Source organism: Chitinophaga agrisoli (genome assembly GCF_008386695.1).
Classification (GTDB): domain Bacteria; phylum Bacteroidota; class Bacteroidia; order Chitinophagales; family Chitinophagaceae; genus Chitinophaga; species Chitinophaga agrisoli.
The window spans coordinates 406,716-421,591 of the sequence record NZ_VUOC01000001.1; the positions used below are offsets into that span (position 1 = coordinate 406,716).

Genomic DNA, 14,876 nt, shown 5'->3' on the forward strand with positions numbered 1-14,876 from the left:
AGGAATAGTTATTGCTCAAAGATTTGCGTTTGTCGTACATCGTCAGGTCTCTCTGTGTATACATGGCTACAATTTTTTACTTCTTCTTATTGAAATCGTTCTTGGAACGGCTCAGGAAGGCGATTGTACACCTAAATCCGATGTAAGATTTAGCGCTATCCTGGTATTCATAAGACCGGGTACCTGTTTGCAGGAAATAACCGATATCTTTCCAGGAGCCGCCTCTTACGGATTTGCGTTTCATCTTAGGCACAGCATCATCCGGCACATCCATTCTCAAGTACGGGTTCATGTCAGAGGTAAAGGAATAAGAATTCTCGTAAAAGATATCCTGCGTCCATTCTGCTACGTTACCGGCCATGTTATACAGGCCGTAGTCGTTAGGCCAATAGGCATCTGCGCGTACGGTGTAGAAACCGCCATCTTCGGGGTAGTTACCACGACCGGGCTTAAAGTTAGCCAGCAGACATCCTTTTTTGTTGCGGATATAATAGCCACCCCAGGGGTATGGCGTTTGTTCCCTGCCGCCGCGTGCAGCGTATTCCCATTGGGCTTCTGACGGCAGCTGGAATTTATCTTCTGTAAAGAGCTTTTTAGAGGTACGGTAGTCTTCCCAGAACTTACTACGCCATTCGCAGAAGGCGCTGGCCTGGTGCCAGTTTACGCCAACTACCGGGTAGTTATCGAAGGCCGGGTGCCAGAAGTACATACGTGTCATGGGCTCATTGTAAGCGTAGGAGAAGTCGCGGATCCAGCAGAGGGTATCCGGGTAGATCTTCACGTCTTTCTTTACAATGAACTGTGAGCGGGGCTTACCGGCATTGGAGCGCAGTTTGGCCTGGTCCCAGTTGAATGTTTCCTGGTGGTACACCAGTTTATACACGTCGATCTCTGGTTTGTTATACAGGCGGTCTTCCGGAGCGTAGATCATTGCGTCGATCTTCTCGTAAGTAGCCTTGTCTTTCCAGTTGATCTTCTGTTTCCAGTCGATAATATCCTGATCACCATCTTTTTTCACGTGGCCCATCAGGATGTGGGCTATGGAGTCACGAACCCAGGTTACAAACTGCCGGTATTCGTTGTTGGTGATCTCGGTGGCGTCCATGTAGAAGCCGGAAACGGAGATGGACTTGTTACGGGCGGTGAAAGCGTAGTTCACATCCTCGTCACTGGGGCCCATGTGAAAGGTTCCGGAAGGTACATAGACCATTCCATACGGTACAGGAGGAAAATACTTCGGTCTGGGGCTCACTCCAATCAGTTGCCCTTGCGCATTTTTGGGGGTTTTACTACCACCACAGCCAACAGCCAGGAGGCTCACCAGCAAAACAGCGAACAGACCGCTTGAATAATTAAGCTTCATAAGGGTAGCTTTCATCTGAGAAATAACTTTTTTTCAAAGGACAGATGGAATTTGCATCTCCCGATCTCACTAACATTTCAGTTTTATATGCTCCTTCAATCATCTGCAACAATTTGGCTTTTTCAATAGTGAGACGGGATTGTTGATCCTATCTACAAAATTCAGGTTTTGTCAATGGCACAGGCGTAGTCGCTGGGACTCTCCTGAAGCATTAGGCATTTGGTCGTTTTTACTGACAGCCGGGGATTTGTCTCAACATAGCAAGCATCACAAAAAGCGTTGACCCTTAACTTATCCACCATACTTATCCACATCCGAAACGGTGCAAGATAACAAATGTAACAATTATTTTTAATCCGTAGTTAACTTTCGTCCAACTTTTTCAATTCCTCACAGACCCTACGGTAATAACTATAAACGTCTTTTTTAACATTTTATTATACGACCCGGAAACCATTTGCTCAATTGTTCACCCTTATGTCCAGAACTGTAGTGCAAGTTAATAATTATTTTATTAAATTAATTATTTCTTGTATATAAAAGACAGGTTTAATACAATGGTAATCTTCGCAAACGTAGACCAGGGTTTCTCCCGGGCGTTCGCGCTGTTCGAGCAAAGGCAGGCCAGGCTGGTCTTTCTCAGCACCCAGCAGTACTTTGAAGGGGATGTAATACCCATGTACTTCCTGCATGCGGGCGCGGTACTCTTTGCCCACAATGGCTATTTCCCGCGTGCCTTTTACCATTTGTAAAATGCCTGCCGCCCAGATCCCGAAGGAGGTAGGATAGCGGACAACGGTTTGCGATAAACGTGCCAGCATATCTACAGCGCGGGCGGCCCAGGCGCGATCATCGAACACTACTGAAAGATACCATAAGTTATTGACCATAAGGGCGTTGCCACTGGGCACGGCGCCGTCGTATACTTCTTTTTTGCGCACGATAACATCGTGCTGGTGTTGCATGGTGTAGTAGAAGTAGCTGCCGGCTTCGTCAGAGAACTGGCTGATAACCACGTCTGTAAGCTGTTTGGCCCTATGGAGCCAGTGCAGGTGGCCGGTTACTTCCTGGAGGGCGATGAGGGCGCGGATAAGGCAGGCATAATCATCCAGGAAGGCGGGATATTTAGGGGTATCTGCCTTGTAGGTATGATAGAAGACGCCTTCCTGGCCGGGCTGCTGCATATTGCGCCAGCAGCAATCCATGGCGCGTACGGCCATATGGAGGTAATGATCTTCCCGGAGGGCGGCGTAGGCTTTGCAGCAGGCGTGGATCATGAGGGCGTTCCAGCCCAGCAGGATCTTATCATCCAGGCCGGGGCGGATGCGGGTATCCCTGACGGCGAGGAGCTGCTGGCGGCAGTTATGCAGGAGGGTTTCCAGGGCGGCCTGGTCTATGCCTTTTTCTGCAGCGAATTCCGCCAGGGGCTTACGGATCCAGAGTATATTCTGTTCTTCCCAGTTGCCATGTTCCGTAACATCGTAGAACTCGCAGAACAGGGGAGCCTTATCGCCCAGGATGGCCTGTACTTCTGTGAGGCTCCAGGTATAGAACTTGCCTTCCACCCCTTCCGAATCCGCATCGAGGGCTGCGTAAAACGCCCCATTTAGGTGGGTCATTTCCCGCTCAATGAATTCGAGGGTATGGTGGATAGTTTGTGCATATATTTTATTCCCCGTAAGCTGGTAGGCCTCGCAGAGGGTATCTACCAGTAGGGCGTTATCGTACAGCATTTTCTCAAAATGCGGCGCTAACCATTGCTCATCCGTACTATAGCGGGCAAAGCCGCCGCCCAGCTGGTCGTAGATGCCGCCCTGCAGCATTTTGTCCAGGGACAGGAGGGCCTGTTGCAGGCCTTCCGGGGCATTGAAGCTGTGATGGTAGCGGAGCAGGTACTGGATGGTGAAGGTACCCGGGAATTTGGGCGCCCTGCCGAAGCCGCCCCAGGCGGTATCTGCCTGGGTCATGATATTCTTATAAATGGTATCGCACTGATCGCGGGTGAAGAGCTCCTGCTTAGGTATATTTAAGAAGGAGCCGGTTTGGGTACCAAACTGGTTGGACTGGGCCAGGTGATCTGTAAGGTTGGCGGCCTGCTGGTCGATATCTTCCCGGCGTTCGTTAAAAGCCTGGGAGAGGGCGGTGAGCACTTCTTTCCAGGAGGGGCGGTTAAACGCTTTTACGGGCGGGAAGTAGGTACCTCCGTAAAAGGGCCGTTTATCCGGGGTAAGGAAGACGTTGAGGGGCCATCCACCGGAGCCGGTCATGGCCTGCACGGCATCCATATATATATGATCGAGGTCCGGGCGTTCTTCCCGGTCTATTTTAATATTAATAAAATGCTCGTTCATGATGCGGGCGGTATCCGCATCTTCGAAGCTTTCCCGTTCCATGACATGGCACCAGTGGCAGGCGGCGTAACCTATGCTGACGAGTATAGGTTTATCTTCCTGCTGGGCGCGTTGCAACGCTTCCTCGCCCCAGGGATACCAATCCACGGGGTTATGTGCATGTTGGAGCAGATACGGACTTGTTTCCCCCACTAACTTATTCATCCACGTTCATGATTTAATTCAGCGGTGCTCATGAACACATCATGCTGATTCACGTTCACACAGGCTATGGTTAAAGTAAAATGATTCCGGATAGATCTTGTTGGCTTGCTTATGACAATTTAGTTAATATCTTATATATCAGCAAAAAAAAGGACGGTATTTAACCGTCCTTCTCAAGTAAATTATCTTTTTGCTTCCTGAGCTGTTATTTTTTGTTCAATTCGGAGAGGTATTGCTCCAGGGCAGCTACCATGGAGGGAGCCTGCGGTGCGGGGGCTTTCACATCCAGCCGGAGGCCGGCCTCTTCCACGGCGGCGGAAGTGCTGGGGCCGAAGGCGCCGATGCGGGTACCGTTCTGCTGGTATTGCGGCAGATTCTCGAACAGGGATCTTACGCCTGAGGGGCTAAAGAATACGATCATATCGTATTCCTTTGTAGAAAGAATCTCCTTTACATCGTTAGAGACTGTTTTGTAGAGTGTAGCGGTAGCGTACTCACATTTATTGGCCTTTAACCATTCTTCGATATCTTTTTTCTGGCTGTCAGAGCTGGGGAAGAGGAACTTTTCATTGTCCCGGTGTTTGTTCATCACTTCCAGGAGGCTTTTGGTAGAGCCGTCTGCCCCATAGAACACCTTACGCTTACGGTACAGTATAAATTTCTGCAGATAGAGCGCTACGGCTTCTGTGATACAAAAGTATTTGCAATCCTGCGACACTTTGATCTTCATTTCTTCACAGACCCTGAAGAAGTGATCCACCGAATTACGGCTGGTAAAGATGACTGCCGTAAAGTTCAGGATATCAATCTTTTGTTTCCTGAAGTCTTTGGCAGATAATCCTTCCACCCTTATAAACGGAAAAAAATCCAATTTTACATTGAACTTTTTAGCCAGATCATAATAGGGGGATTTCTCAGTTTCAGGCTTTGGCTGGGAAATGAGGATCGACTGAACATGATGTTTTACTTGCAAATCTGTTTTTGGCCCGCCTTTAATCATACTTAATTTGCTCTTGTGTTAACAATTGCAGTAATTGGTTAATTAATTACCCGTTAACCAAATGAGCAGCACCTTAGTTAAAAGCAACACAGGCGCTACTTCGAATGCGCAAAGGTAAAGAAAAAAATGCAATTTACTGAAAGATAGATACTGCTTTACTACAGAATAGGCCCTAACATACCTGTACCCAATTAATAAGGTTATAAAAAATAATGATATATATAGGAAGGCACGGGCGATTTCCGGCTGGCAAAAAGCCAGGATCACCAGGAAAGGCACCAGCAATATGCCGAGCACTTTATTAATAAGGTTGAGTATGAAGATGTAAGCATCCGCGAGGTCTGAATTGCCGAACAACCATCCACAGAAGCGGAGCACTACGAACTTAATGCCATAGATGAGGGCTACGAGGATGATGAGGCCCGGGATCAGCAGCCAGGCGTCTGCATTAAAGATATATTGCTGACGGTACATCAGGAGGTAGAGGTATAACCCTACGCTGATGACGAAGAACATATTTAACAGGAAGTTAGGGAAGGGCGATTGCGACAACTGGTCCTTTAGCTGGCGTTGGCTAAGGGTAGGGTTGAGGAAAGCCCGGAAGAGGTCTGAAAAATATTTGAGGTACGACAGGCGGATGACGCCGAGTAACATGACCACCCCTCCTACCAGGTACACCAGCCAATCGAGGTCCTTATAGGGCCGCAGGGTGTTTAGATCGTAATACTGTGGTTTGTTGGGATGCAAAAACATGTTCTTACTGGCCAGGTTCCTTAAAAAGACGTCGTATGCTGTTTCCTGGTGTAAAGGTAGTTTAGGTTGCTGCGGCAGCGTATCAGTAGCGGCTTGCCGGGCATTGGCCGGCTGGGCGTTGGTGAGCGTGGCATTTGTGCCGGCGGGCGCGGGGCGGCCACTGGCGCCGGGCGGTGTAACGCCGGTGGTAACGGTGGCGGAGGCCGGGTTAGCGGGCTTGCCGGAAGGCTGTTGCGTGGCAGCAGAGGTATTAGTTTGTTGTGCGGCGGCGGCAGCCTGTTTGAGGGCGGCGGCGGCGCGGGCGCTATCGCTGAGTGGTTTTTTCTTTACCACCGGTTTGGGACGGGCGGTATCCAGCTTTTGCGTAACGGCATTATTGGTTACAGGCGCGTTATTACCTGCACTGTCTGTTTGCGCCCGCAACTGTATACTACTGAAGATGAATAGGAATAGTAAGAATAACCCGTTTCGCACCAGCATATATTTATATTTGCAAAGATAGTATAATTGTCCATAGTCGCTAAAGAAGACGGGCGAAGGCCTGGCGGGCGCTGTGCAGCGGTGAGACCCGTGACCAACAACTATCTACCTTATTATTATGGCCGGTATTTATTTACATATTCCGTTTTGCAGGCAGGCTTGTTACTACTGCAATTTTCACTTTTCAACTTCACTGCAACAAAAGGAACCCCTGGTGGACTGTTTGCTGGCGGAAATGACCTTGCAACAGCCTTATCTGCAGGGGCAGCCGGTACATACCCTTTATTTTGGCGGCGGCACTCCCAGCCTGCTGGCGGAAGACGATCTGCGCCGTTTGATGGAGCGGCTGCATGCCCTGTTTCCCATCGCGCCGGAGGCAGAAATAACCCTGGAAGCCAATCCTGACGATCTGCAGCCCGGTAAACTACGGGCCTTAAAGACCGTGGGGATCAACCGGCTGAGCATAGGCGTACAATCTTTTCACGAAGCGGACCTGCGGTGGATGAACCGCGCGCATAACAGCAGCCAGGCGTTGCAATGCATACAGGACGCGCAGGCAGCCGGTTTCGATAACCTGAGCATAGACCTTATCTACGGCGGGCCTACGCTGAGCGATGAAGGCTGGGCACAGAACGTACAGCAGGCCATCGCCCTAAAAGTACCCCACCTCTCCTGCTATGCGCTGACGGTGGAACCAGGAACCGCGCTGGACGCTTTTATCCGCAAACAGCAGGTGGCGCCCGTGGACCCAGACAAAGCCGCCCGGCATTTTGAGCAGCTGATGCAATGGGTAGGACAGGCAGGTTATGAACACTACGAGATCTCCAATTTTGCGTTGCCCGGCTGGCGCTCCCGCCATAACAGCAGTTACTGGCAGGGGCATCATTACCTGGGACTGGGCCCATCCGCCCACTCCTTTAACGGCCATAGCCGGCAATGGAATGTATCCAATAACGCCCGGTATATAAACGCGCTACAGGAGGGAAAAGTGCCTTTTGAGATAGAAAACCTTACGCCGGCGATGATGCTGAATGAGTATATCATGACCTCCCTGCGTACGCTGGAAGGCTGTAACCTGACGCTGGTGGAAGAGCGGTATGGGGCAGATAAACGCCGGGAGCTGGAGCGCGGCAGCCAGGTGTTTGTAGAGGCCGGGCAAATGCGGCAGGAAGGGAGTATGTTGGTATTGAACCCGGAAGGGCGGCTGTTTGCGGATGGGATAGCAGCGGAGTTGTTTGTTTGATGCGGGAGGAGCGACTGATAGCGGTAGATCACGGCGGGGACGCATCCGCGTTTGGACATGCCCCCGCTGTACTGCAACCTATCGTTTTACTTCGTGAAATTGTTTTCCTTCTGTTGTTTCGAGGAAATTCACCGCCTCATCATGATCCGTGGAGGTGCTGACCGGCAGCCATTGTTCCAGTTCTGCGAGCTTAGCCGCTTCTGCCTGTTTTACGATACTTACTGCCTCACTGCCCAGGAGCAGGTGTACCGGAGGCTCCGGATGATCTACGAGCTCTATCATCACTTTTGCCGCCTTATCCGGATCGCCCATGGGGCTGAACTTACCACTTTTAAAGAGGTTGATCCTGGCGCCTACCGTTGTTTCATACCCTTCTATTTCCGGGGCGAACGACATAGAATCTGTAGCCCAGTCTGTGCGGAAACCGCCCGGTTCTACAGATGTAACCCGGATGCCCAGGGGTTGCACTTCTTTGGATAATGTTTCGCTGAAACCACCCAGCCCGAACTTAGCCGTTTGATAGATAGATAACCCTACGCCACCTACCCTGCCGCCGGTAGAGCTGATCTGCAGGATACGGCCGGAGCGCTGTTTGCGCATGTAGGGCAGTACCGCGCGGGTGATCTCTATGGGCGCGTATAAATTAGTTTCCAGCTGGCTGCGTACCTGCTCATGCGTGAAGGCTTCCGTAGCGCCGGTGATACCGAAACCGGCGTTATTCACCAGTACGTCTATACGGCCAAAATGCTGGATGGTTTTGGCTACGGCATCGGCGATCTGCTGCTGGTTGGTAACATCCAGCTGAATGGGCAGGATCTGGCCGGGGTATTTTTCTGTAAGATCTTTTAACTGTTCCGGCTTGCGGGCAGTGGCGGCCACCTGGTCACCTTTTGCTAATACGGCCTGTGTGAGGCTGCGGCCAAGGCCGCGGGAACTACCTGTGATAAACCAAATCTTTGTCATTGTTTGTTGTTTTATTTAGTACAAAGTTCGGGCAGATAGAGGGGTTGGTGTTTTGTTAAACGGCTCAAAGTAGTTTGTTGAAAAGTGCAGGGGGATTCTGGTTGTTTCCGGGCGTTTTCCGGGGTGTTTTCCCGGGCGCGGCTGTATCCTGGCAGGAATCCCCCAGCAAACTGCGCCTGGCTGTGGGGAATACTATTGGGCGTTGGGGGCGTGGCGGGGCATTGCTAATATTGGGCGACAACAAGCGTGTCACGCCAGCCAAGGTTTGCTTTGGGGATCCCTGCAGGAAACTGGCGGAGCGGCAGGATGGAGGATACCGCAAAAGCACGCCGAAAAAGTGCGTGTAATGAAACGGCAATGGTTGGTTCGCCATGTTGGTTCGCCATGTCGGTGCTCAATAATGATTCTCAATAATGGACATTGGTGTTCGCAAACGGACGGTTATGGGTGATTGACGGTGAGTAAGCTATTGAATAATAGCGTGTTGCTGATTTGGTATATTCTTGGAGCCCAGGTTTTTATAATGGATCCGTTATGCTAAAGAACTACTTTAAAATTGCTTTCCGTACCCTGGGGAAGAGCAAGCTGTATTCTGCCATCAATATTACGGGCCTGGCTGCAGGTATGGCCATTGCCATGCTGATTGGGCTGTGGATACTGGATGAATGGACCTTTGACAAACAGTTTGACAACCATACCCGTATTGCCCAGGTATGGCAAAACACCACGAATAACGGCGCGGTGGGCACCGGCAATAATGAGCCCTATCCCCTTGGGGAAGCGCTGCGCCGGGATTATGGCAGCGATTTTAAATATGTAGCGGTAAGCACCTGGAACCAGACGCATATCCTTTCCAGGGGTGATAAGAACCTGAGCAGCATGGGTATATTCTGCGAGCCGGACCTGCCTAAGATGCTGACGCCCCGGATGCTGGCCGGCACCAATGATCTACGATCACCCAATACTATATTACTATCCCGTTCCCAGGCCAAAGCCTGTTTTGGGGACGAAGACCCATTACATCAGACCTTACAGGTAAATAATAAAACAGCGGTGGTGGTAACCGGGGTGTATGAAGATATGCCTTACAACTCCAGCTTTGCGCAGGTGGGTTTTATGATGCCTTTTGAGCAGTATGCGCGCAATGAGGGGCTTTATGAGAGTGATAATCCCTGGCGGGCCAACTCTTACCGGACCTATGTGCAGCTAGCGGACCATGCCCGTATGGCCACCGTATCTGCCAAGATCCGGGATGTGAAGATGCGGCATGTACGTGCGGATGAACAGAACTTCCATCCGCAGCTGTTCCTGCACCCTATGGACCGGTGGCACCTGTTTTCTGCGTTTAAGAACGGGGTGAATACCGGGGGGCAGATCCGGTATGTTTGGCTGTTTGGCGTGAGCGGGATATTCGTGCTGTTGCTGGCGTGCATCAATTTTATGAACCTGAGCACGGCCAGGTCTGAGAAAAGGGCCAAGGAAGTGGGCATCCGCAAAACAATTGGCTCTGAACGGCGGCAGCTGATCGCCCAGTTCTTTTGCGAATCTTTGCTGATGACCAGTATAGCCCTTGTGCTGGCGTTGCTGCTGGCGCAGCTGTTATTGCCTTTATTTAATACGGTGGCAGATAAGCGGATGGCCCTGTTATGGGGCAGCCCTTTATTCTGGCTGCTTTGTATAGGTTTTAGCCTGGTGACGGCCATGATAGCCGGCAGTTACCCGGCCTTGTACCTGTCCTCCTTCCGCCCGGTGAAAGTGCTGAAAGGTACTTTCCGGGCGGGACGGGCAGCGGTGATACCGCGCCGGGTGTTGGTGGTGGTGCAGTTTAGCGTTTCCATTGTGCTGATCATTGCCACGATCGTAGTTTTCCGCCAGGTGAAATTTGCGGAGAGCCGGCCTATTGGTTATGACCGTAACGGACTGGTGATGCTGCCCATGTATACCCCTGATATACACACGCATTTTGACGCGGTAAAACATGATCTGCTGGCGACCGGCGCTATACTGAATATGGCGGAGAGCTGGAGCCCGGTAACCGCTGTCTGGAGCACCAACAGCGGATTTAACTGGGAAGGACGCGACCCCAATATGGCGCTGGATTTCCCGAATGACGGCGTATCCTATGACTATGGTAAAACATTGGGCTGGCAGTTTGTAGCCGGGCGGGATTTTGACCGTTCTTTTGCGGGGGATAGCGCCGCTTTTGTGATCAATGAAGCCGCCGCCAAATTTATGGGGCTTAAAGATCCTATAGGCGCGCGGGTTACCTGGGATGATGAACCCTATACTATTATCGGTATTATTAAGGATGTGATAGCGGAATCGCCTTATGAGGCGGTGCGGCCGTCGCTGTTCCATATCAATAACGACCCTGGTACGCGTATGATCGTGAAGATCAATCCCAAAGTAAGCGCGGTGGAGGCCCTTCGTAAAACGGAAGCCGTGTTTAAAAAATATAGCCCGCAGCAACCTTTTGACTATCAGTTTGTGGACCAGGAATATGCCAGGAAGTTTGGCGATGAGCAGCGTTTTGGACAGCTGGCCACCGTGTTTTCTATTCTGGCGATCCTTATCAGCTGTTTGGGACTCTTTGGGATGGCATCTTTCATAGCGGAGCAACGCACCAAGGAAATAGGCGTGCGGAAGGTGCTGGGCGCTACGCTGTTTAGCCTGTGGCGGTTGTTATCATCTGATTTTGTGGTACTGGTGGTGATATCTGTAGGTATTGCGTTTCCGCTGGCGTACTTTTTTATGGCCAGCTGGCTGCAGCATTATGACTACAGGACAGATCTGAGCTGGTGGATATTTGCAGTGGCGGGCGTGGGGACGCTGATGATCACTTTGTTGACGGTGAGTTACCAGGCGATCAGGGCGGCGATGATGGACCCGGTGAAGAGTTTGAGAATGGAATAGCTGATGTGCTGATGTGCTGATATGCTAATGTGCTAATGTGCTAATGGGGAATGCAGCGGAGATAGATAGATAAGGGCCCATCGCCGTTGGTAAAAATGGCGATGGGCGGGATGAAATGACTTATGCGGAAGGCTTTTTAGCCGTGGTTTTCCTAGCTGCTTTGGCGGGCGCGGTGGTGCTGGTTTCTTCTTCCTGCGGGGGCAGCAGTTTTGCCTGTAAATAGGCATCTGTATGATCGATGGCGATCTCTACCCACATGGGCAGGTGGTCTGACATCTGGAACGTGCGCCAATATGTTTTGTAGTACGCTGTTTTATTCTGACGCGGCTCTCCATCTGAGGTGGTGTTATAATCCTCTCCCATATCCGCCGCATACTCCAGCTCATCCTGCTCACGGAATACCCATTGATAATAGTTAAAGATGCCAGCCTTGCCGGTAGGCTCAAAGAGATCGGGTTTTACCTTAAAGGCGATCTGGTCATAGAATTTGTTCTGCTGTACATTGGAGGGCAGGGACTGCAGCTGTTTGGGAATAACAAAGCCGGCATCTGTGATTGCCTTGAGGGTGCTATCCTTAGGGCTATAGATATTAAAATCGCCCAGCATAAGGACATTGTGCGACCATTCCAGCTTATTATCCGCCTTTTTACCGATAGACTTTGCAATAGCCGCTATTTCCGCGACACGATCCGGATCATTGGCCGCCGCTGTGCCGTACAGGATATGCACGGTGGTGAGCTGGAAGTTAGTCCACCCCGCCTTAAACCCCGCCAGGTATGGCGTACGCGCCAATTGTCTGATAGGCTGGTAAACGGTTTGTCCGGTAACGGGGTCTTTTGTCTGGAAGGGCGGCAGCACCAGCTCGCCGGCCAGGCCGCCGAACTTTACTTTACGGGTATCGAAGACGAAGGCCAGGCGTTCTCCATTGCCCTGGCTGCCTTCTGTCACATCTGTAAAAATATACTCCCAGTTGCCGCCCAGTATTTTCATGAGGGTATCGAGGGCGGTGAGATCTTCGCGCACTTCCTGGATGGCGATCAGATCAAATTTGGAAATGATCTCCGCGATATAATAAAAGGCTTCCTGGGTACGGCCGCCGTATTTGGTGGTACCGAACTCACGGATGTTCCAGGTAGCGAGGAGGAGATTACCTTCCAATGTTTTTGTGGGGACCTGCTCCTGCAGTTTTGCACGGAGGGTAAGCAATCCTTTGAGGGTACGCTGGCCTTGCGGGGTTTTGGTATTGAGGTTCTGGTAGAAAGGCATGGGACGCTTTTTTATAAAGTAAATACAAAGGGGTTATGTGTGGCGCCAAACTGATGTTATCAAATTGTTGTATCCAGGTGCAAGGTAAGCGAATCCCGCGAGGTTAGCCGGGTGACACCGGAGCCATATAATAATTTTATACTGTGACATTCATCTGATATCTTAGCAGCCTATGAGCCAGGAATTAACATTTACTGTGCAGCGGGCCTTGCCTGTTAACCTAACACCCGCTGACCAGCCGCTTTTTGAGCAGGCATTCAGCCTTAGCTTACCACCGGCCGGGGTACAGGTGGTGGAAAATGCGGTGATATTAAAGGATACCATTTTTAGTCCCGGTACGCTGAAATTTTATATAACTGCCTCGCATATACTGCCTTTTACGCGTCAGCAGGCGCTGAAAAGGCTTAGTTATTACCTGCGGCCTTTCTGGCGGACTGCGCAGGCAATATGGATAACCGATGAATGGAGCGCGGAATATTTTCACTGGATGACGGATGCGCTGACGCGGCTGATGGCTGCCCGGCTACAGGGGTACAACTACCCGGTGGTGTTGCCGGCCCATTTCCGGGAGCGGCCTTATATCACTGCCTCACTGGAGATGCTGGGATACAGCGCTGTTTACCTGGAGCGGAAACGGCCGTTGAAAGCGGCTTCACTAGTAGTGCCGGACCATACCGCGCCGACGGGTAATTATAACCCGGCTTTGCTGGGCGAGCTACGGCGGCTTTTTGCACCGGCGACTACGGTGCAGCCTTACCGGAAGGTGTATGTTAGCCGGCAGCGGGCCAACCGGCGGCGTGTGCTGAACGAAGACACGTTGTTGCCGGTACTGCAGCAGGCGGGTTTTGAGATACATTGTTTTGAAGACTATAGTTTGCAGGAGCAGCGGGCCATTATGCAGGAGACGAAGGTACTGGCAGGGTTACATGGGGCGGGATTGACGAATATGTTGTTTATGCCGGCGGGCGGGCAGGTGCTAGAGATCAGGAATATGGGGGATACGCATAATAACTGTTTCTTTTCGATGGCGGGCGCGCTGGGGCATGCGTATTATTATGTGTTAGCGGACGGGACGACGGCGGATACGTATGCGGCGGATTTTAGGGTGGATGCAGGAATGTTGGCGAGTGTGGTGAAAGAGATGGGGAAATGAAGGGTTCCCGGTGAGAGCACCGGGAACGGGCATATTAGTTACACTTCTCAAAAAATAAGTTTGGTGAAACAATCCTTTCAGTGATATAGGCAAAAAAGTTCCCGGCGGGAACGCCAGGAACGGAGCTAATCCTTATCTATGAAAAAACCCAAAAACTTTAGCGGCATAAGTGAAAGAAATGGTTCCCGGCGGGAACACCAGGAACGTTTTTGTTAACCCCTATCTATGGAACCAAATGATCTTTAAAGGCATAAGTGAAAGAAATGGTCCCCGGCGGGAACACCAGGAACGGAGCAGATACATGTTAAATCAACAAAATCACCATCACGATTAATTTCTTTAATAGGTTCCCGATGTAAGCATCAGGAACGGAACATACATGTCAACCCATTATGCTATGAAAAGTCACTAGTTATGAATGAAACAGTCATATCAACCGCTGTCCTACCTCTATCTCCATATAGCTATTAATGCCCAGGAGCTGCAGGATAGCTGACAGTTTCTGGTCCAGCTGCTCTCTTTCATTGCGGATGGCAGCGGCAATATCTGAAGCCTGCCATTTGTACTCAGGCATATGATCTTCAAGTGTTTCTCCAAAATAATTGCCGGCCTTTGCTATGATACGCGGTATAACCAACGGCTCTCCATTTGCATACACCGGCCTTATATGCCCTCTGCCGGCAAAATCGAAACGGAGGTTTGACAGATCATCCACGGTTAATTTTACGTGTCTATTAAGTACCTGAAAACTGCTTCTTACCGCATTGGCGAGCTGATGATCCGTGCACAGCGCTTTAAACTCTTCTTTAAGATTATACCACTGCGCTTCGCAATCGACAACATATTTTTTCAGTAGTGTCCAGTCTATGTATCCGTCTATGCCTTTTTTAAGGAATGCAGGGGGGATCTTTTTCTTAAGGATGCTTGTTATTACATCCGCATAAGCGATTTTGTATTCCCTGAGCAGGTAAGTGATCTTTGGTAGTATACTTTTAATCTGATGATAATACCGAGACTCCTGCATTGGATCTATGTCTGCCACTGAGACATATTCGCGATGATATTCGTTAAACGAACCCCAAAGCTGAATAGGTTCATTAACAGGACGAGAGAAACAAAGACTGTAAACAGCCGCCAGTAATAGAATAAACGCCAAAATAACAACTGTGATGAGGAAGCTTTCCATG

General features: G+C 50.5%; 10 protein-coding genes. 3 read left to right on the forward strand and 7 right to left on the reverse strand.

Annotation, left to right across the window (positions count from 1 at the left end; translation table 11 throughout):
• Positions 1–76 precede the first annotated feature (76 nt).
• The 4 genes from porK to F0L74_RS01655 form a co-directional block, all read right to left on the reverse strand.
• Positions 77–1,378 carry a T9SS ring complex lipoprotein PorK/GldK gene (porK, locus tag F0L74_RS01640; protein WP_246197601.1) on the reverse strand — a complete coding sequence of 434 codons (1,302 nt, stop codon included), beginning with the start codon at positions 1,376–1,378 and terminating at the stop codon, positions 77–79.
• A gap of 491 nt (positions 1,379–1,869) precedes the next feature.
• A complete protein-coding gene (locus F0L74_RS01645; protein WP_149836100.1) occupies positions 1,870–3,918 on the reverse strand; it encodes a thioredoxin domain-containing protein in 2,049 nt (682 codons plus the stop codon).
• Positions 3,919–4,123: 205 nt separating this feature from the next.
• Positions 4,124–4,891 (reverse strand): uroporphyrinogen-III synthase, encoded by a 768-nt coding sequence (locus F0L74_RS01650; RefSeq protein WP_246197602.1) that lies wholly within the window; start codon positions 4,889–4,891, stop codon positions 4,124–4,126.
• 69 nt (positions 4,892–4,960) lie between these two features.
• Entirely contained in the window at positions 4,961–6,151 is a 1,191-nt protein-coding gene (locus tag F0L74_RS01655; RefSeq protein ID WP_149836102.1) for a DUF4271 domain-containing protein, read from the reverse strand.
• A 118-nt stretch (positions 6,152–6,269) separates the two neighbouring features.
• On the opposite strand from F0L74_RS01655, the gene hemW reads away from it, so the two are divergent.
• Positions 6,270–7,394 carry a radical SAM family heme chaperone HemW gene (hemW, locus tag F0L74_RS01660; RefSeq protein WP_149836103.1) on the forward strand — a complete coding sequence of 375 codons (1,125 nt, stop codon included), beginning with the start codon at positions 6,270–6,272 and terminating at the stop codon, positions 7,392–7,394.
• A gap of 78 nt (positions 7,395–7,472) precedes the next feature.
• On the opposite strand, the gene F0L74_RS01665 is transcribed toward hemW, so the two are convergent.
• Positions 7,473–8,357, reverse strand: a complete 885-nt coding sequence (locus F0L74_RS01665; protein WP_149836104.1) for an oxidoreductase — start codon at positions 8,355–8,357, stop codon at positions 7,473–7,475.
• Between the two features lie 534 nt (positions 8,358–8,891).
• On the opposite strand from F0L74_RS01665, the gene F0L74_RS01670 reads away from it, so the two are divergent.
• On the forward strand, positions 8,892–11,270 hold the full coding sequence (locus F0L74_RS01670; protein WP_149836105.1) for an ABC transporter permease: 2,379 nt from the start codon (positions 8,892–8,894) through the stop codon (positions 11,268–11,270).
• A 120-nt stretch (positions 11,271–11,390) separates the two neighbouring features.
• Here F0L74_RS01670 and F0L74_RS01675 read toward each other — a convergent pair whose 3' ends face one another.
• Positions 11,391–12,536, reverse strand: coding sequence for an endonuclease/exonuclease/phosphatase family protein (locus F0L74_RS01675; RefSeq protein ID WP_149836106.1), 1,146 nt, complete (start codon positions 12,534–12,536; stop codon positions 11,391–11,393).
• Positions 12,537–12,708: 172 nt separating this feature from the next.
• On the opposite strand from F0L74_RS01675, the gene F0L74_RS01680 reads away from it, so the two are divergent.
• Positions 12,709–13,689 (forward strand): glycosyltransferase family 61 protein, encoded by a 981-nt coding sequence (locus F0L74_RS01680; RefSeq protein WP_149836107.1) that lies wholly within the window; start codon positions 12,709–12,711, stop codon positions 13,687–13,689.
• Between the two features lie 427 nt (positions 13,690–14,116).
• Here the strand turns inward: F0L74_RS01680 and F0L74_RS01685 are convergent, their stop codons facing one another.
• Entirely contained in the window at positions 14,117–14,875 is a 759-nt protein-coding gene (locus F0L74_RS01685; RefSeq protein ID WP_188315823.1) for a hypothetical protein, read from the reverse strand.
• Between the last annotated feature and the right edge of the window lies 1 nt (position 14,876).